Genomic DNA, 19700 nt, shown 5'->3' with positions numbered 1-19700 from the left:
CTTTTTATAGTCAATGACTTCGAGGGCGGTCTTGGGTTGATTTCTGCGTGCGACTCTTGAAGTGTCACACATTCTGCCACACAACGGCGAGTTGGGCGGTGTGCGATGAAGCTTCAGAAACGGAACAATACCTACCACCTGCGCAGGCGCGTGCCTGCCCGGTATCAGGCGGTCGAGGCGCGGGCGTCGTGCTACGTGAGCCTCAATACGGATTCGGAGACCTTGGCACAACAGAAGGCTACCGTTATCTGAAGCGAACAATTTGAACCCTGGGAGGCCCGTCTGGCAGGAGACAGCGTGGAGGCCGAAAGGCGCTATGCATCGGCGCAGGCGATCGCGCGGATGCGGGGGGCGGTATTTGCACGCAGCGCAGATCGCTGAGTTTCCCCGGCGGGACGTGCTGGAGCGTATCGAAGCGACCCTTGTAAATAACGGTAAGGCAGACAAGCCTGTTGCCGCGGCTCTTCGGGGGGCGTGGGCATTTCCGGTATCGTCAGAACCGCCACAGCCCGAACAGGATCATCAGGGGGTCGGCTGCCGGTTCGCGGGATGAAACAAGCCGCGGAAACCAGCGAGACAGGATCACGATGCAGCCGACGATGGCGAGTGTCAGATGATACGGGCTGAACGTGAAAAACGGGTCACTTTCCATGTCAAACCTGGGCTATACCCTTGAATAGCGCCTCATCTACCTGATCACCATGAAGCACCGAGATGTCGCCGGTTGTCTCCAGTACCACGGCATGGACAGAAGACATTTCGAGTGCGTTTGCTTCGCGCAGTTTCGCGATAAGGTCTTCCTCGGCCACACGCGTCGCGTGCAAGGCATCGTGCAGGATGACGCCATCTTTCATGAGCAGAACTGGCGTGTTCTGAACCAGTGCATCAAAACGGGGGGACCGACGCCGAAGCCGGGAGACAAAATATTGCACTGCGAAGAGGCAGGCCATTGCCGTGAGTGTCTGCACGAAGCCAGTCCATTGCTGAGATTGCGAAACCCCTGCAAGAAGCGACCCCATGGCCACCGTCATCACGAAATCAAAATTGGTCATTTTCGAGAACGACCTCAACCCGACGATGCGGACCAGAAAGATGATCCAGGCAATCCCGATCACGCTCAGCAGGGAGCCCTTGGCCAAAGCGTCGAGTATAGGTCCATCAAAAAACATCCGCGTTTCCCTGTTTGAAGAGTTTCATTTACGTCCCGGGATTCAACGGTCCGACACATGACCATAAGCTTACGCCGAACGCCCCGTCTCAATGCAGATTAAATATCAACAAGCCAGTCGTCGCTAAAGAAGAGATATGGCAAGGTGGGCGCGAGAACAGGGAGTTCCCCAATAGTGGTCGATGTCAGCGATTTTATACTCCGCGTTCTGTTTTCGGGGAGATGCGGACTGGTCGTCGGGCTCGACCGCGAGATCAAGGGAAAGCCTCTGGGGGCCGGGGCCCATGTTCTGGTGGCGATCGGCTCTGCCGCTTTGATGACGGTAACGCTCAACTTCGCGTTGAGCGGTATGGCCGAAGATGATGCCATTTCCATCGACCCCACCCGCCTGATCCAGGGCATTGTTGGCGGTATCGGATTTCTCGGAGCGGGCGCGATCATGTCGCCCAGCGACGACGGACGGCTGAAAGGGCACTGTCAGAAGAAACTGGCCTGAGCCGGGCAGGGAGGACTCATAGCGTTTGAGGATGAGAAAACACAGCCCTTTTCGCTACTTCAAGACGTCGCCTGAAATCGTCCGGCTTGCTGTTATGCTCTATGTCCGGTTCCCGTTGTCGTTTCGCAATGTGGAGGACCTTTTGCACGAGCGTGGTATCGAGATCAGCCACGACACGGTTCGGTTCTGGTGGAATAGATCTGGTCCGCTGTTTGCGGCCGAGATCCGCAGAAAGCGCGCCAGTCGGATTTGCTTATTTTAGAACTGGCAGTGGCATCTGGACGAGGTGTTCGTGAAAATCAACGGCGAGCGGCACTATCTTTGGCGGGCGGTGGATCATGAGGGCGAGGTGCTCGAAAGCTATGTCACGAAACGGCGTGATCGCAAAGTGGCATTGAAATTCCTCAGAAAATCAATGAAGCCCATGGTCGATCCGAAGTCTTGGTGACGGACAAGCTTCGGTCTTACGGAGTTGCGATGAAGGTTATCGGCAACGCCGATCGACAAGATACAGGACGCTGGCTCAACAATCGGGCGGAGAATTCACATCAGCCATTTCAAAGGTGAGAACGGGCCATGCTTCGCTTCAGGCGCATGCGAAGTTTACAGAAATTCGCCGCTGTTCACGCTTCCGTCTACAATCACTTTAATCAGGAGCGCAGCTTTTACTCACGTGACAATTTTAAGCTGAACCGCGCCGTCGCTCTTGCTGAGTGGCGCGATTTCGGCGCGGTATAAAGCGCAGGCTTGCTGTCCTTGACGAGGCTGGTTTGCATTTGCCTGACAGCACCTCTGAGCGAGCTATAAAGGGTTAGACGTCCGTCCTGCGTGGCAGAGCAAAGACTACTTGAGCAATTTGAGGCAGTGTCCCGCGGCCTCGCCCGCCTTGCGGCCTTCTGACAAATCGACCTTGCCCTCAGACATAAGCTTCTCGACTTCAGACTTTATAATCTCTCGTCCAGTCGCTTGGGTTGGATGCTGCGCCAGTGCGGCAGTGTATATCTCCTGACCAATTGGCGAAAGATCGGCTTTGCAGGTGTCGGCAGCCATCGTATCGGCGGCGGCGACACTGGTGGACAAAGCAAGGATGAAAACTGTAGCCATATAGCGCATATCAGGTCTCCTGAAAATTTGTGTCAGTGTCTTCCATTTCGAGTGGAATTTCCAGTTATTTGCCTTCGCACAGATGACCATTCGGCAAGACTTGCTTTTGACGCAGTATCTTAGATCCAGCTTTGGACGCGGCACCAAGGCTATTTTGAAGCTCTCTAGGTCTACCGGGGAGTAAAACTCTCGAAGGATGAACCCCATGGAAGAGAAAAAAAATCCCCGAAATACACAGCCGAGCTTCGCGATCGCGACGGTCGGTTGTTCCCCGAACATCGCCCAGACTACGGAAGCAACGATGCCCCCTACAAGGCGATTGCGCCGTCGCTGCGCAGTGCGCCCGACGCGCTTCGTGGTCTGCGCCTTCAGGCCGCGCGCCATTTCCGGCTGGTACGCTGATTGACGGTCGTTCGCCCCACAAAGCGGAACGGACGTTTCCTGCGATCCGAAAACGCTACCGGGGCAGACGGTTTTGGTGTGAGGGTACGTTGCCTCCAACGATGCGCGCACAGAAGACACGGTACTTCGGTCCTTGGGAGAAACGATATCGTCGATCCTGCCTACGCCAGCCGTTTGTCCCTCAGCCCCGCATACGCGCGCCATCTGCATCAAAAAGTGGCGCGGTGATCAGCGTGGCATCGCGCATTTGGCCCAGTATCTCAATCTGCGCCGCGCGGCCCTCTGTCGCCATCTCGCGCGGGATCAGCCCCAGCGCAATGGATTTGCCCGCATGGTGCGAATATCCGCCCGAGGTGACGAAACCCTGCACCGTGCCATCAATCCAGATCGGCTCGTAGCCATGCGCGTCGGCGTCATCGGCCTGCACGTCAAATGCGACCAGCTGGCGCGCGGCGCCCTTGGCACGGTCGGCCTCCGCAGCGGCGCGGCCGATGAAATCGCTGTTCTTGGACCATTGGATAAAGCGATCCATGCCCGTTTCGCCCGGCGTGTAATCGGGCGAGAATTCCGCGCCCCACGAGCCAAAGAATTTGTCCAGCCGCAGCGACATCATCGCGCGCATCCCAAAGGGGCGCATGTTATGCGGCCGACCTGCCTCGTGCAGCGTATCCCACAGGGCGCGCTGGGCCATGGGGTCGCAATAGATTTCATACCCCAGATCGCCGGTATAGCTGACGCGCTGGATCAGGCAGTCTGTCATGCCGACAGTGGCGTGGCGCAGGTCCATGAAGCGCATGTCTGCGACGCTATCGCGCGTGCAGGTAATCAACACCTCGCGCGCCTTCGGCCCGGCGATCTGGAAGCCGGTCAACCGGTCGCTGATGTTCTCGATATGCACGCCCTGCGTCTCGTGGCGTTGGAACCAGCGCATGTGATTGGCCTGCGCACCGTAAGAGGCGGTCAGTTGGAATGCCTCATCCGAGAGGCAGGAAATGGTGAAATCACCCATCAGCCGCCCTTGCGGCGAAAGCATCGGCGTCAGCGACAGGCGTCCCGGCTGTGGTACGCGACCGGCCATGATCCGGTCCAGCCAATCGCGCGCGCCGGCGCCTGTCACCAGATATTTGCCGAAATTCTGCACCTCGTTGATACCAACGGAGCTGCGCACGTCGCGGACCTCGCGCGCGGTCGCCTCAAAGGCGTTCGAGCGGCGGAAGCTGGGCGTCTCGTAGCGCGGCTCGTCACCGGTCGCAAAATAGTTCGCCACCTCCAGCCCGTATTGCTGGCCCCAGACAGCGCCCATGCCGGTGAGCACGTCATACATCGGCGTCGTGCGAAACGGGCGGGCGGCGGGCAGTTCCTGGTTCGGGTAACTGACGGAAAACCGGGTCTGGTAATTTTCGACCACCTTGGGGCGGGTGTAGCCCGGCGTGATCCAGTCGCCGAAACGCGCGACATCCATCGCGGTGACGTCGCGCTCGCATTCCCCCGCCGTCATCCACTGTGCCAGCATCAGGCCCACACCGCCCCCTTGGGAGAACCCCGCCATGACGCCGCAGGCCGACCAATAGCCGCGCAAGCCCGGCACCGGGCCGACCAGCGGATTGCCATCGGGGGCAAAGGTGAAGGGCCCGTGAATGACAGATTTGACGCCCGCGCGGCCCAACGCCGGGAACCGGCGATAGGCGAATTCGATGCTGTCCTCGATCTTGTCGAGGTTGTCGGGCAGCAATTCATGCCCGAAATCCCATGGGGTGCCATCCACCGCCCATGGCTTGCACGGCTGCTCGTAAAAACCGATACACAGGCCGCGGCCTTCCTGGCGCAGGTATGATTCCCCGGCGGGGTCCATGACATGGGGATGTTCGGTGTCGCGCGCCACGATCTCGGGCACGTCATCGGTGACGATATACTGATGCTCCATTGGATGCAGGGGTAGGTAGACACCCGCCATCGCGCCGACCTCGCGCGCCCAGAGGCCACCGGCGTTGACCACATGCTCGGCGTGGACCGTCCCCTTGTCCGTCACCACGTCCCAGGTGCCATCGGCGCGCTGGCGCGTTTCGCGCACCATGCAATGCGTGTGAATGGTCGCGCCGCCCATGCGCGCCGCGCGTGCATAGGCGTGGGTGGTGCCGGAGGGGTCCAGATGCCCGTCGAGCGGGTCATACAGGCCGCCGAGGATACCTTCGATGTTCGTCACCGGTGCGATCTGCGCGATCTCTTCGGGCGTCACGATATGCGTGTCGAGGCCCATGTAGCGATGCTTGGCCCGCTCGGCCAGCAGCATGTCAAAGCGGTCGGAATTGTCGGCCAGCGTGATGCCGCCGACATGGTGCAGACCGCAGGACATGCCGGTGATCTCTTCCAGTTCCTTGTAAAGGCGGATGGTGTAGCCCTGAAGCGCGGCCATGTTCGTATCGCCATTCAACGTGTGAAATCCGCCTGCCGCATGCCATGTGCTGCCCGAGGTCAGCTCGGACCGGTCCAGCAGCATGACATCGGACCAGCCCAGCTTGGTCAGGTGGTACAATACGCTGCATCCCACGACGCCGCCGCCGATCACGACAGCCTGTGCGGTGGTTTTCATAACCCAATCTCCCTCGCTGGTCCTGAGCTGAACCTGCGATCCTGCAAGGGTGGCGTCATGCGCGCCTGCGACAGATCCTGTCGTTTTATGTCACTCATGCCGTTCAAATGGCGAAAAGAATGGAACCCGATCCGCGCCCGTGCGATTAATTTATGATGAAAAACATCCTTCTGATCCCCTCGACGCTGTGGCGCAGGACGCGCAATTATTCTCGCAAGCTGTGGGTGCGGGTGCTGGCCATGGGCCTTTTGTCGGTGGTGGCGCTGGGCGTGACGCAACTGATCGAGATGTTCGTGCCCGATGAAATGGCCGGGCGGTTGTCGGGCGCGTCGGCGGACAGGTTGCTGGATATCATCGCCAGCGCCATGCTGTCGGCAACGATCTTTTCGATGACGGTGATGGTGTCGACCTACCGCAGTTCGGCCTCACAATGGACGCCGCGGGTGCACCAGCTGATCATGCAGGACACCACCACGCAAAAGACGCTGGCGGCCTTCATCGGCGCCTATCTCTATGCGCTGGTGGCGATCATCCTGCGCGAGATCAGTATTTTCGGCGATGAACACGCGCTGGTCATATTCTGGCTGACGGTTCTGGTGCTGGCCTATGTCGTGTGGTCGCTGGTGCGATGGGTGCTGCATTTGCAGACGTTCGGCAGTCTGCTGCACACAACCCGGCAGGTCGAGGATATCACCAAAAAACGCTTTCGCGAACGGCTGACCACGCCGTGCCTCGGGGCCAATCCGCTGCGCGGTGCGGTGCCGGAACAAGCATGGTCGGTGGAGTCCGATCAGAGCGGGTACATACAGCACATCTACCCCGAGGGGCTGCAAGCCGTGGCCGAGCGGTACGAGGTTCAGGTCTATCTTCCCAAAGCCATCGGGACATTCATTTTCCTGCACGAGCCGCTTTTATGGGTGGTGGGCGACGCCCCTGCCGAGGAGGACCGCGACGAATTCCTGTCGCTTCTGCGCGGCCATGTCACGGTCGAGGATCTGCGCAGCTATGATCAGGATCCACGTTTCGGCCTGACCGTCATGGGCGAAATTGCGTCCAAGGCACTGTCGCCCGGCATCAACGACCCGGGCACGGCCATCGACGTCATCACGCGCGTCGGGCGCATCCTGTCCAGTTATTCGGACGAAACCGTAAACGAAGAAGATCAGCAGGGCGGCCCCGAACTGGACCGTCTTTGGGTGCCGCCCCTGATGCCGGGCGATCTGCTGGATGACGGGTTCGGGTCGCTTGTGCGCGATGGTGCGCAAATCTACGAGGTTCAACACCGGTTGCAGGCGACGCTGGCCGGACTGATGCAACACCCTGACAGTGGCCTGAGCGATGCGGCGCGCGATTTTGCCGAATTGTCGCTGCGCCGCGCGCTGGCGCATATGGATTTCGCCCCCGACCGCGAGCGTCTGCTGGCCTCTGTCAGCGACCGATTGCGCCTGCGCGTGACCGAGACATAAGGCAAACCGACTTGTCTCACCGCGACGTTGTGTGTCGCAGTGAGGCAACCGTGGCGCCATGTGGTGGGTAAAGCTGGGGGCGATTTACAGCTAAGGGATACTCCCATGAAAACCCACGCACAGGCCGTCGTGATCGGTGGCGGCGTTATCGGATGCTCGATTCTCTATCACCTGACCAAACTGGGCTGGTCCGATGTCGTGTTGCTGGAGCGGGACGAACTGACCAGCGGCAGCACCTGGCACGCCGCCGCGAATATTCACGGTCTGCATGACAGCGCTAATATCAGCCGACTTCAGCACTACACCATGACGCTTTATAATCAGCTGGAGTCCGAGACGGGGCAAAGCTGCGGTGTTTTCCAACCCGGCAGCCTCTATCTGGCGCAGACCGAGGCGCGCGAGCATCAGCTGCGCCTTCAGGCGGCCAAGGCCAAATTATACGGAATGAATTTCCACGAGGTCAGCCGCAATGAGGCCGAAAAGCTGCATCCGCTGGTCGATTTCGACGGCATCCGCTGCATCATGTGGGAACCCGATGGTGGCAATGTCGACCCCTCCGGCGTGACGGCGGCCTACGCGGCGGGCGCACGGGCCGCGGGGGCGGAGATTCACCGCTTTACGGTCGTCACGGCGACGGTTCAGCAGCCCGATGGCACATGGATCGTCGAGACGCCAAAGGGGAACATCCGGACCCCTTGGGTCATCAATGCCGCCGGTCTGTGGGGGCGCGAGGTGGCGGCGCTGGCTGGGATCACGCTGCCGCTGCAGCCGACGGAACATCAGTATTTCGTGACCGAAACCATTGCAGAGATCGCCGCGCTGGATCGCCGCCTGCCGTCCGTCGCCGACCGCGACGGCGAATATTACCTGCGTCAGGAGGGGAAGGGCCTGCTGATTGGCGCCTACGAGAAAGACATGCGGTTCTGGGCCGAAGGCGGCACGCCGCTGGATTTCGCGCATGAGCTGTTCGCTGACGATCTGGACCGGATTGAGGAAAACATGATGCGCGCGATTGCCCGTGTACCCGCCGTGGGCGAGGCGGGCATCAAACGCGTGATCAACGGCCCGATGATCTGGACGCCCGATGCCAACGTGATCCTTGGCCCGGTGCCTGAAAAGAAGGGGTATTTCTGCTGCAATGGCATCATTCCCGGCTTTAGCCAGTCGGCCGGCATGGGCCTGATGGTGGCCGACTGGATCGTCGAGGGCGAGATGCGGTACGACATGTTCGCGTGGGACATGGCCCGTTTTGGCGACTGGGCCGACAAGGCGTTCACCAAGGCCAAGGTGCGCGATCAATACGCCAATCGCTTTGCCATCCACTACCCCTATGAAGAACGCAGCGCAGGCCGCCCGTGCCGCGTGCGCCCGGCCTATGAGATGCAAAAGGCGATGGGCGCGGTTTTCGGCCTCAACTATGGTTGGGAACATCCTTTGTGGTTCGCGGATCAACCCGGCACCGAGGAAACCAAGGGCTTCACTCGGCAGAACTGGTGGGCGCCGGTCGGCGCCGAGTGCCGCATGCTGCGCGAGGCGGCGGGCATTATCGACATCTCGAACTTTGCCAAATACCGCTGCGCCGGGGCAGGGGCCGAGGATTGGCTGAACGCCGTTTTCGCCAACACCATGCCGAAATCCGTGGGCCGGTCCTGCCTGACGCCGCTGATTTCGGTGCGCGGCGGCATTGCGGGCGATTTCACCGTGACGCGCACCGGACCGGATGAATTCTGGATCATCGGATCGGGCATGGCGGAGCGGTATCATGCGCGGTTTTTCCAGATGGTGCCACTGCCCGAGGGGACGGTATTTGAAAGCCGGACCGAGGCGATGTGCGGCTTCAACGTCGCCGGGCCGAAATCTCGCGAGATTCTTCAACGGCTGACGAATACATCGCTGGAGGCGGCGGACTTTCCCTTCATGCGGTCAGCCCGGATCGAACTGGCAGGTGTGCAGTGCCTTGCCCTGCGCGTCAGTTTCACCGGCGATCTGGGATGGGAGCTGCATTGCGCCGCCGCCGATCAGATGCAGCTCTACAACGCGCTGCTGGAGGCGGGCCGCGATTTCGGGACAGGCCCCGTCGGCAGCCGCGCCTTGATGAGCCTGCGGATCGAAAAAGGCTATGGCAGCTGGGGGCGCGAATACAGCCCCGAATACTGGCCGCAGGAGGTGGGGCTGGCGCCACTGGTTAAGATGGAAAAGGACTTCCTGCACAAAAGCGCCGCCGCCGAGGTCATGGGCAAGGATGCCCGCGAAACGCTGGTCCTGCTGCATCTGGATGAGGATGACACCGCCGCATCGGGCGCCGATGCGACGGGGGGCGAGCCGATCTTCAAAGATGGCATCAGCATCGGGCGCGTGAGTTCGGGGAGCTACGGATATTCGGTGGGAATGAGTCTGGCGTTGGGCCATGTCAAAGGCGCCGTGCCGGGGGACACGGTCGACGTGATGGTGCTGGGCCGCCCACACCGGGCGGTGATTTTGACCGCGCCGCCGTTTGATCCCAGTGGCGCGCGGCTGCGTGGTTGAGGGGTATGGGCGACAGGGAAAAAGGGTGCGCTACGATCAGGTTTGAATGCAGCATGCGTGGATAGGTCGACAAAATACGCACCCTCCCACACGGCGCCTAAGCCAAGGTTTGAATTCAGTCTGTTTTCCGAAGATCTCTTCTGGATTTGCGGCATGGTCACTGAATCATTTTGCGTATTGAAGCATGGGAAGGGAGGGCGATGCCAGGTCGGAAGCAATAGGCGCAATGTGCCGTGCTCAATGATCTTTAGATCGAAGATCACGCCCCGCAAGATCATCTGCTGCGGTCCATTGGCCGTTTCGCAGATCTATCTGGTATGCGTCAGCATCTCGCCCCGTTTCATAGCAACACAGACCGACCCTCAATCGTTTCCAAGCTGCTGATACGGCTCGCTGCCCAGGCCCGGTGCTGGGTTGATTGAGGCTAGATGATGTAATTTCTACGAAAAAAACTGTGGAAATCCTGTGGTTTAGGTTTTCCGAACCCCAAACGATGGGAGTTTTGGCGGAGACGATGGGATTCGAACCCACGAGACCCTTCCGGGCCTACTCCCTTAGCAGGGGAGCGCCTTCGACCACTCGGCCACGTCTCCACCGACGCGTATAACCAAGCAAACATAGGTATTACAAGGCGAAACTGACCTTCCTGAAATATTTTCGCACCGGGCTAAAATCCCCTCGAAACCCCTTCAAATTGGCCCTGAATGACGCTGGGTTTGGGAAATATTTGGGCAATTTCCGCAACAGCCAAAGCGCCCTCGAAGAATCTGGGACCGCAAGGCGGCGCCGTCCTACACGGCCGAGTTTGGTACCTGCGGCGCCCGGCTTCGAGGTCGGGCCATCAACGTGGTCGGTCCGTGGAAGTCAGTAGACCAGGTCGAATGGGAAACCCTCAAATGGGTTAACTGCTACAGTACGAACGCCTGCACAGCGGCATTGGATACCTCGCGCCACAAGAAGCAGGGAGGGGCCTGATGAAGCCTTGAACGCAAATGGAAAAGCAGTCCGAGCGTTGAGTGACAACACTCCGGTAGACCCGGGGAGGGGCAGGATTTAGTAGTGTCGGCCTGCTCCGTTGACAGGCTAATTGCGCTACATCATACTGACTTGCACAGTTGGGGGGCAAGTTGGACAGAACGGTGAACATTTTCACATTGGCTCATAATGTGCCGATGTCATCGAAAGCCGGAACAATACTTGGTCTCGCTCGCGAGGGCGTTCTGACAAACAGTTGAACACCTTCGCCAAAAAAAGCAACATGCTGCTGAGCATGGAAAATAACACTATCAACCGGGAGAAATACGTGAAGATATTCAAACAGATGGCCTTTGTCGGCGCGATGATCGCAGGGACCGGAGCGCAAGCTCAGGAAGAGTTCATTACAATCGGGACGGGCGGGCAAACCGGCGTCTACTTTGTCGTCGGCCAATCAATCTGTCGTCTGGTGAACCGCACCACGGCAGAAACGAACCTGAAATGCACCGCCCCTTCGACGGGTGGGTCCATCGCGAACATCAACGCCATCATGGCAGGTGATATGTCGATGGGCGTCGCGCAGTCCGACTGGCAGTACCACGCCTACAACGGCACGTCCGATTTCGAAGGTAACAAGTTCGACAACGAGCGCGCTGTATTTTCAGTTCACTCCGAACCGTTCACCGTGGTTGCGCGCGCCGACGCGGGCATCGCCGAATTTGGCGACCTGAAGGGCAAGCGCGTCAATATCGGTAACCCGGGTTCCGGCCAGTACGCGACGATGCAAGTCGTCATGGAAGCGCTGGGCTGGACGATGGACGATTTCGCGCTGGCGTCAGAGCTGAAGCCGGCCGAGCAGGCCGCAGCTTTGGGGGACAACAAGGTCGATGCGATCATCTATACGGTCGGTCACCCGAACGGATCCGTTTCGGAGGCGGCCTCGACAGTTGAGACCGTCCTTGTTCCGGTCGCGGGACCCGAGATCGACGCGCTGATCGCTGACAATCCCTATTATGCCGCCGCGACCATTCCGGGCGGTATGTATGCAGGGTCGCCGGATGATACCCAGACGTTCGGTGTCAAGGCGACGTTCGTGACCTCTGCCGATGTGGACGAAGAAACCGTCTATCAAGTGGTCAAGGCCGTGTTCGACAACTTTGATCGGTTCAAGAAACTTCATCCGGCCTTTGCCAATCTGACGCAAGAGGAGATGATCAAGGATGGCCTGTCGGCGCCGCTGCATCCGGGTGCAGAGCGTTACTACAAGGAAATGGGCTGGATGTAATTCCCGCCTGATTGGCACTGGTGGCAGCCTGCCAAGGCTGCCACCGCCAAGGAGATCGCCCAGATAAGGCCGACCCGACGACAATTTCCAAAAATCTCGCCCGTCCTGAACGGGCCACCGGGGGATAAAAATGACCGACGATCCGAACCAGTATAAGGCCGCGCGCGTTGAAACCGAGGCGGCCGGTCGCGGCGGTCTGGACCAATCTGAACTGGATGCGCTTGTCGCATCCGCCGACACTGGTGGCCGCAACGTTGCGGGCCCGGTCGGAACGTTTCTGATGCTGGTCGCGCTGGCGTGGTCGCTGTTTCAGCTTTGGATCGCGTCGCCCATCCCGTTCATCGTCGGTTGGGGGGTCTTCAACGATACCGAAAGCCGGTCGATCCACCTTGCATTCGCACTCTTTCTCGCCTTTGCCGCGTTCCCCGCGACGCGGTCGAAATTCCAGCTGGGTCTGGGTATCTTCATCCCGGTCCTGCTGTCCTACCTGTTTGTCGTCAGTTCCAAGGACGGCACGTCCGTCTGGTGGATTCCGGTCATCGGTCTGGCTGTCGTGGCTGCGATTGTCGCGGGCAGTCCCAAGGACCGCGTGCCGCCTTGGGAATGGGCGCTGGCCATCGTCGGTGCCGCTGCCGCACTTTATCTTTTTGTCTACTATCGCGATATTTCCGGCCGCGTCGGCGCGCCGATCATGCAGGACTTCGTGGTGTCCGTCATCGGTATCATGTTACTGCTTGAGGCCACGCGTCGCGCGTTGGGACCGGCCCTGATGATCGTGGCGACCCTGTTTCTGGTCTACACCGTCCTAGGTCCGCAGATGCCCGGCATCATCGCGCACAAGGGTAACAACCTGTCAGAGATCGTGAACCACCAGTGGATCACGACAGAAGGCGTATTCGGCATCGCCCTTGGCGTGTCGACGAGTTTCGTGTTCCTGTTCGTGCTGTTCGGTTCGTTGCTGGATCGCGCGGGTGCCGGTAATTATTTCATTCAGGTCGCGTTTTCACTGATGGGTCACATGAAGGGCGGGCCGGCCAAGGCCGCTGTCGTGTCGTCGGCCATGACCGGGCTGATCTCGGGGTCAAGCATCGCGAATGTCGTGACCACGGGTACGTTTACCATACCCCTGATGAAAAAAGTCGGCTTCAGCTCGGAAAAGGCAGGTGCGGTCGAGGTGGCATCGTCCGTGAACGGTCAGATCATGCCGCCGGTCATGGGCGCTGCCGCGTTCCTGATGGTGGAATACGTGGGCATCCCCTATTTCGACGTGGTCAAGCACGCGTTCCTGCCTGCCGTCATTTCCTATATCGCGCTGGTCTATATCGTCCACCTGGAGGCGTTGAAGGCCGGCATGGAAGGCCTTCCGCGTCCCTATGAGCCCAAGCCGATCATCCGTCGCCTGGTCGGTTTCGCGTTCGGTGTCGCGCTTGTCTGTGCGCTGTCATTCCTCGTTTATTACGGCATGGGCTGGATCCGTCCTGCATTTCCCGTCGCCGCACCCTATATCGTCTTCGCCGTCTTGACGGCTGCCTATGTAGGGCTGCTCTACGTCGCCTCCAAAGAGGCGCCGCTGAAGCTGGACGATCCGAATGCGGCGGTGACAAAGCTGCCGCTGCCCGGGCCGACGGTGCGGTCGGGGTTGTACTTTATCCTGCCGGTCGTCGTGCTGGTCTGGGCGCTGATGGTGGACCGCCTGTCTCCGGGCCTGTCAGCGTTCTGGGCGACAATGTACATGATCTTTATCCTGATCACGCAACGCCCGCTGATGGCGATGCTGCGCGGCGACGGCCAGATGGGGGCCCGCATCATGGAAGGGGCGAACGATCTGCTGGAAGGTCTGGTGATCGGTGCCCGCAACATGATCGGCATCGGTATCGCCACCGCCACTGCCGGTATCATCGTGGGTGTGGTCAGCCAGACCGGCGTGGGATCGGCCCTTGCTGACGTGGTCGAAGTGCTGTCGGGCGGCAATATCCTCGGCATCCTGTTCCTTACGGCAATCCTGTCACTGATCCTTGGTATGGGGCTGCCGACAACGGCGAACTACATCGTCGTGTCCGCGCTGCTGGCGCCGGTCATCGTGACGCTGGGGCAGCAAAACGGGCTGATCGTGCCGCTGATCGCAGTACACTTGTTCGTCTTCTACTTCGGCATCATGGCCGACGTGACGCCCCCTGTGGGGCTTGCCTCCTTCGCCGCCGCGGCCGTGTCGGGCGGTGATCCTATCAAGACCGGCGTGATCGCGTTTTTCTACAGCTTGCGGACGGCGGCCCTGCCGTTCCTGTTCATCTTCAATACCGAACTGCTGTTGATCAACGTGACGATGGTGCAGGGTATTTTTGTCTTCATTGTCGCGACGGTGGCAATGCTGCTGTTCGCGGCAGCCACGCAAGGGTGGTTCCTGGCCAGGAACCGGTTCTATGAAACCATTGCCCTGCTCCTGATCGCGTTCACCCTGTTCCGCCCTGGTTTCTGGATGGACATGGTCAGCGCGCCGTATCTTGAAGAAGAACCGGCGGCAATCACGCAGGCCGCCGCCGACACCGACATCGGACAGACGCTGCGGGTGCGCGTCGCAGGCGTGAATGATCTGGGCGACCCAATTGAATTTGTGGCGCTCGTCCCGATCACCGAAGGCACCACAGGCGAGGAAAAGCTGGAGAATGCCGGCCTGACCTTCCGCGACGAAGGCGACAAGATGTTCATCGACGACGTGGCCTTCGGCAGTGCGGCCGCAGAGGCCGGGCTGGACTGGGACCAAGAGGTGGTGCGCGTGCTGAAACCCGTGCCGCAACCCAGCAAATACCTGATGTTCATTCCTGCGCTGCTATTGCTGGCCCTGATCGTCTTTTTGCAGCGGGGCCGCAATACGCGCGCGCCACGCAAAACCGCACACGCCTGAGGAGAGAGACGATGTTCAACACGGTTCTTCTGACCATAGATCTGAATGCGAAAGCATCATGGAAAGAGGCGCTGCCGGCGGCCATCGAACTGGTGCGCACCTCTGGCGGCAAGCTGCATATAATGTCGGTGGTGCCTGACATGGGCACGCCATTGGTCGATGGGTTCTTTCCACCCGATTACGAGAAACTGGCCGTTGAGGCGGCCAGTAGGTCGCTCGACAAACTGGTCGAGGAGAACGTCCCAAGCGATATCAGTGTCAAGCAACATCTGGCATTTGGCAAAATTCACCGCAGGGTTCTGCACGTGATCGAACAGACCGCCTGTGATCTGGTGGTCATGGCCTCGCACAAACCCGACCGCGTGCGCGAATTTCTGGTGGGGTCGAACGCCGATCGCATTGTGCGCCGCTCGCCGGTTTCTGTGCTTGTCGTCAGGTCGTAGACGGCATCACCGGACATATCTTCTGACGGTCGACCAAGCGCATCTTGGCTACCGCAGTGTCTGGCGGTGGATGATATCTGATTGACGTCGGTGGGGGGCGGTATCCGCACGGGCCCGTTGGAGCGCATAGCATTCAAACTTCTCTGCCAATGCAGTGATATCCTTGTCAGTCGCGCGTTCTGCGGCAGACCACAGTGCACGGCACCTTCCGCTGAGTCGATCGATTCTGTCCCAGTGTGCCTCTGCTCCGATACGCCAAGGGTTTGGCGCACGTGATCAATGCGCCGACGGCGGCGGGAGGGGCTTGAACTGTTCCCCACGTAGCCTCGGTCAGGACTACCTTGTCCACGATGCCAGATCCGGCACCGCACGGCCGAGCCGGCACGGCTTTGAATTGCGCTTCATGGATGGCATTCGGCTCAAAGAGCAGGGCGATCACGGCGTCCCCCGTCAATGTTCTTGGCTTGCGCCGGCAGAACCTCGTGGGCCGTTCGCTGCTGATCTGACTCACGCGTTCGAATCCGTGGCCAACGTCGTGACGGACGGTTCACTCCGCGTCGTCCCGGCACGAAAATGGAGCAAAAGTGCTGGCCATGCCTTCAGACATGGTCATCAGTGTCAGCATATTGGCCAGATTCAATTCCTCATCACTTCTGGGACAGACATTGCCCTGTATTGTGCATCCCAGGGTGACAAAAGTATCGTTTCTCTCCAGAAATTCAGGGCTCAGACCGTCGAGGCCGGGGCCGCTTGTCGCGGCATCCCACGCCCCCTGATAAAGAACACATTTCTGCTCGGTCCAAGTTAGGCCGTCGAGATTTTGCGCCTGTGTTGAAGCCGTCAGCAATGCCACGGCCACCCCAGCTGTGGTAACCTCTATCCGTGTGAGTCTGTTCACGGTAAAACCCTCGATGCAAGATCACAAAACCGTCCAGTATTTCAATACGCGCGCGCACGCCCGGAGAGACCGGTTGACGGGTCTCGTCCTGCAATAAATGCGCAAACACGAGCGTGGTGTCGTCACGCTGTGCCCAGCCCACATAGCATCCCCAACCATTTGCATAATCGAAATTGTCTGTGTCGCTACGCGAATAACCCTCGCGGAAGGGCAGGCGCGGTGTGTGGGCATCCTGCACGATGCCGGCATCATAAGCCATCAGCGCGAGCGCGATCTCGAACGTCGAGGCGGGCGTGACGCGGCTGTCGCAATCACCCTCTTCGTGAGCGATTTCGCGACTTTCACCATCCATGATAACGGTGCAAATTGTACTGGCTGCGGCTGAGGACGCTGCGCTTAGCACAGCGATCAGTAGGGAAATGAGGGTGTATTTTTGCATGTGGATCCGTAACGATATGGAGAGAAGACAGGGTGGTGACTCCCTGCGTGTGTCGTTTCGTCTGGCAGCACATGAAAGTACTATTTGAGTCCTTGGGATGAATGCGAGTTCTCCACAAAGCTCACTCCAGTCGCTGCCGTCCAAACTGTTGCCCTCGGGTAAGAATGAAAGTGGAGCTGTCATTGGCAACGGCAGGTCAGGCGCCTTACCCTGAATCCGCGTCATGGTTTCGCGCCAAATCTCGGCAGGGAGCCCGCCGCCGGGAGTGTCCTGAAGTCTGTGTATCGGGTCCGGCCCATGCGGTTTCAGATACTCAAGCGTCGAAGCGCTCGCCGAACATTATGGCGAACTGATTGCGGGCTGCAAACCATTCCCGGACATTGCGGCCGTCCTTTTCGAATTTGCGGATTGCCAGGTAGATCAGCTTGGTCGCGGCCTCGTCTGTGGGGAACGAGCCCCGCGTCTTGATGGATTTGCGGATCACGCGGTTCAGACATTCTATGGCGTTCGTCGTGTAGATGATCTTGCGGATCGTCGGATCGAAGCCAAAGAACGGGATCACCTCCTGCCAGGCCCTGCGCCAGGCCGGGGCGATCGAGGCGTATTTCCCGGCCCATTTTTCCTCGAAGGCATCAAGCTCCGCCTCGGCCAGATCGGCGGTCGGGGCACTGTAAATCCGGCGTAGATCGGCGGCCACTGCCTTGCGGTCCTTCCAGGAACAGAAGTTCAAGGAATGGCGCACGAGGTGAACGATGCACGTCTGGACCATGGCGTCCGGGAAGGCGGCGGTAATGACCTCCGGAAAGCCCCTCAGCCCGTCCACGACCGCGATCAGGATGTCCTGCGTGCCCCGGTTCTTCAGCTCATTCATCACCGAGAGCCAGAATTTGGCGCCTTCATTGTCAGCAATCCAGAGACCGAGAACCTCGCGTTGGCCATCTCGGGTGACGCCGAAGGCGACATAGACAGCCTTGTTCTTGACCGTCCGGCTGTCGGCATCGCGGATCTTCACCCGTAGCGCGTCGAAGATCACGATCGGATACATCCGCTCCAGCGCCCGGCTCTGCCATTCCCGAACCTCGTCCAGGACAGCGTCGGTGACCCGGCTGATCAGGTCGGGCGAGACCTTCAGCCCATAGATATCAAGCAGGTGAGCCTGGATGTCCCGGACCGTCAGCCCGGCCGCGTAGAGCCCGATGATCTTGTCATCCATCCCGTCGATCCGGGTCTGGCCCTTCTTCACCAGTTCCGGCTCAAAGCTGCTGTCACGGTCGCGGGCACCGCCACCGGCATCTCGCCGTCCTGCCCCTTCAGCACCTTGGTCGAGGCGCCATTCCGTCGATTGGTCTGACCGAGGCGTGCCTCCTTGCCTTCGTCATAGCCAAGATGCGCAGTCAGCTCCGCTCCCAGCATCCGCTCCATGAGCCTGATCTTCAGCTCTTTCATTAGCCCGGCATCGCCGAGCAGATCTTCAGGGCGCTCTACGCCCTTCAGCAGTTCGTCCAGGACTTCTTTCGAGATGGTCATTCATGCTTCCTTTCGGTGAAGCATGAACCGGATCAGTCATACACAGAAGACCTGACACTCTCCCGCCGCCCGCCACGCCACGCAAGGGCCGGTTATCATCATGCCCCATCCAGACACCCACCACATAATCGGCGCTGAACCCCACGAACCAGGCATCGCGATTTGACCACGTCGCCCCGGTCTTTCCGGCGGTTTGCAGCCCCGAAATGCGCGCCCGCTTGCCGGTCCCCGACTCGATGGCTGTGTGCAGCAAGTAGATCAACTGCGCCGCCGCGCTTTTGGAGATGACACGCTCTTGAATACCGCTTTGATACGTGACCAGCGGGTCAGTCTCACCTCTCAATAGCAACTCCGAAATTCCATAAGGTGCGGCCTCGCTGCCGCCGTTCAAAATACCGGCATATGCAGCCGTCATTTCAAGAAGGGAGGCCTCGGAAACCCCGAGAACCAGCGCGGGTCCAGCGGCCAGATCGCTTTCGATACCGAACCCTTCGGCGACGGCGCGAACACTTTCCAAGTCAATTTCCTGAGAAAGCTTGATGACCGACATATTCAGTGACCGGCTGAGCGCGTCGAGCAAGGTCACTTTACCATAGAAGCGGCGTGTGAAATTGCGCGGCGACCAGGGCGATGCTCCGGGTGCCTGAATGGTGATGGACTCATCGACAATCGTTTCAAGCGGGCTGTGCCCCATGTCCAAAGCGGCGGCATAGATAAAGGTTTTGAAGACGAAACCGGTCTGCCGCTTGGCGTGAAGCGCCCTGTTGAACTGCCCTTCAACACCGCGAAATTGCCTACCGCCGATCATTGCGCGCACCGCGCCATCTGCTGACTGTACGACAATTGCGGCTTGAACATCGGACTCCGGATCGATCTGGCCCTTGCAGGCCGAGGCCAATGCCTCTTCGGCGCCTTTCTGAATGCGAGGATCGAAAGCCGTCCGTACGGAGAGATCTTCCGTGGTGTCCCGGATCAGAAAGTCAGGACCGCTGTCTATCACCCAGTCGGCAAAGAACTCGCATTGCATGTCGTCAGCCGCCTCGGAGAGGACCGCAGCGACAGCCCGTGCTTGTTCGGCGTCGGCGCCGGTGTCAAATAGCCCTGTTCGGACATCACGGCGACTACGACAGAGGTCCGGTCCTGACTGCGTTTCAGGTTCTCAGTTGGGGCAAATAAGACGGCGCCGTTGGCAAGCCCGCCAGCATGGCTGCGTCTGCCGGGCCGAGATCAACCGCAGATTCGTCAAAATACCTCTGGCTGGCGGGCTCGACCCCTCGGGTTCCTGCACCCAACTATGCGTGGTTCAGATAAATCGACAGTATTTCATCCTTGGAATAGCGCGCCTCCAGCGCCAGTGCGAAAATCGCCTCCAGCGCCTTGCGCCAAAGTGACCTTTTCCGACACTCCGCCCCGTAGGCGGCTTCTGACGGCCAGATGGATGGGTCGTAGTTTACGCCGATGCACAACAGCTTGGCGGTT

Annotated in this window: 13 protein-coding genes, 1 tRNA gene and 3 pseudogenes; 8 read left to right on the top strand and 9 right to left on the bottom strand. The window is 59.6% G+C overall.

Annotated features, from left to right (window positions below):
* Positions 1-105: 105 nt before the first annotated feature.
* Complete coding sequence (locus tag FGD77_RS22485; RefSeq protein ID WP_369682732.1) at positions 106-252, top strand: DUF6538 domain-containing protein; 147 nt, start codon at positions 106-108, stop codon at positions 250-252.
* Positions 253-493: 241 nt separating this feature from the next.
* Here the strand turns inward: FGD77_RS22485 and FGD77_RS17085 are convergent, their stop codons facing one another.
* Together FGD77_RS17085 and FGD77_RS17080 are read right to left on the bottom strand one after the other, a co-directional pair.
* Complete coding sequence (locus FGD77_RS17085) at positions 494-652, bottom strand: hypothetical protein (protein ID WP_255011445.1); 159 nt, start codon at positions 650-652, stop codon at positions 494-496.
* Position 653: 1 nt separating this feature from the next.
* Positions 654-1169, bottom strand: a complete 516-nt coding sequence (locus FGD77_RS17080; protein ID WP_255011443.1) for a DUF421 domain-containing protein — start codon at positions 1167-1169, stop codon at positions 654-656.
* 174 nt (positions 1170-1343) lie between these two features.
* On the opposite strand from FGD77_RS17080, the gene FGD77_RS17075 reads away from it, so the two are divergent.
* Both FGD77_RS17075 and FGD77_RS17070 read left to right on the top strand, forming a co-directional pair.
* Positions 1344-1664: an MgtC/SapB family protein gene (locus FGD77_RS17075; RefSeq protein WP_255011441.1), complete on the top strand. Its 321-nt coding sequence runs from the start codon at positions 1344-1346 to the stop codon at positions 1662-1664.
* Positions 1665-1695: 31 nt separating this feature from the next.
* Positions 1696-2402 (top strand): annotated as a pseudogene (locus tag FGD77_RS17070) (IS6 family transposase).
* 105 nt (positions 2403-2507) lie between these two features.
* Here FGD77_RS17070 and FGD77_RS17065 read toward each other — a convergent pair.
* Both FGD77_RS17065 and FGD77_RS17060 read right to left on the bottom strand, forming a co-directional pair.
* Entirely contained in the window at positions 2508-3290 is a 783-nt protein-coding gene (locus FGD77_RS17065) for a hypothetical protein (RefSeq protein WP_255011440.1), read from the bottom strand.
* A gap of 61 nt (positions 3291-3351) precedes the next feature.
* The gene (locus FGD77_RS17060) at positions 3352-5760 is read right to left on the bottom strand and encodes an FAD-dependent oxidoreductase (RefSeq protein WP_255011439.1); all 2409 of its coding nucleotides are present in this window, start codon (positions 5758-5760) and stop codon (positions 3352-3354) included.
* Positions 5761-5915: 155 nt separating this feature from the next.
* Between FGD77_RS17060 and FGD77_RS17055 the strand changes: the two genes are divergently transcribed.
* On the top strand, positions 5916-7226 hold the full coding sequence (locus FGD77_RS17055; protein WP_255011438.1) for a DUF2254 domain-containing protein: 1311 nt from the start codon (positions 5916-5918) through the stop codon (positions 7224-7226).
* Between the two features lie 105 nt (positions 7227-7331).
* A complete protein-coding gene (locus tag FGD77_RS17050) occupies positions 7332-9752 on the top strand; it encodes an FAD-dependent oxidoreductase (RefSeq protein ID WP_255011437.1) in 2421 nt (806 codons plus the stop codon).
* A gap of 503 nt (positions 9753-10255) precedes the next feature.
* On the opposite strand, the gene FGD77_RS17045 is transcribed toward FGD77_RS17050, so the two are convergent.
* A tRNA-Ser gene (locus FGD77_RS17045) sits at positions 10256-10345 on the bottom strand.
* 710 nt (positions 10346-11055) lie between these two features.
* On the opposite strand from FGD77_RS17045, the gene FGD77_RS17040 reads away from it, so the two are divergent.
* From FGD77_RS17040 to FGD77_RS17030, 3 genes are all read left to right on the top strand, one after another.
* The gene (locus FGD77_RS17040; RefSeq protein WP_255011436.1) at positions 11056-12012 is read left to right on the top strand and encodes a TAXI family TRAP transporter solute-binding subunit; all 957 of its coding nucleotides are present in this window, start codon (positions 11056-11058) and stop codon (positions 12010-12012) included.
* Positions 12013-12142: 130 nt separating this feature from the next.
* Positions 12143-14914, top strand: coding sequence for a TRAP transporter permease (locus FGD77_RS17035; protein ID WP_255011435.1), 2772 nt, complete (start codon positions 12143-12145; stop codon positions 14912-14914).
* Between the two features lie 11 nt (positions 14915-14925).
* Positions 14926-15357: a universal stress protein gene (locus FGD77_RS17030; RefSeq protein WP_255011434.1), complete on the top strand. Its 432-nt coding sequence runs from the start codon at positions 14926-14928 to the stop codon at positions 15355-15357.
* Positions 15358-16076: 719 nt separating this feature from the next.
* Here FGD77_RS17030 and FGD77_RS17025 read toward each other — a convergent pair.
* From FGD77_RS17025 to FGD77_RS17010, 4 genes and pseudogenes are all read right to left on the bottom strand, one after another.
* Entirely contained in the window at positions 16077-16694 is a 618-nt protein-coding gene (locus tag FGD77_RS17025; RefSeq protein WP_255011432.1) for a hypothetical protein, read from the bottom strand.
* Between the two features lie 313 nt (positions 16695-17007).
* Positions 17008-18221, bottom strand: a pseudogene (locus FGD77_RS17020) (IS256 family transposase).
* Complete coding sequence (locus FGD77_RS17015; protein WP_255011430.1) at positions 18166-19248, bottom strand: transglycosylase domain-containing protein; 1083 nt, start codon at positions 19246-19248, stop codon at positions 18166-18168. Before FGD77_RS17015 ends, FGD77_RS17020 begins: the two are co-directional and overlap by 56 nt.
* Positions 19249-19372: 124 nt before the next feature.
* Positions 19373-19687 (bottom strand): annotated as a pseudogene (locus FGD77_RS17010) (biosynthetic peptidoglycan transglycosylase).
* Positions 19688-19700 lie beyond the last annotated feature (13 nt).

Source organism: Roseovarius sp. M141 (genome assembly GCF_024355225.1).
Taxonomy (GTDB): Bacteria; Pseudomonadota; Alphaproteobacteria; order Rhodobacterales; family Rhodobacteraceae; genus Roseovarius.
The sequence above is the reverse complement of the archived record's forward strand: the minus strand, read 5'-3'. Positions and strand labels throughout refer to the sequence as shown.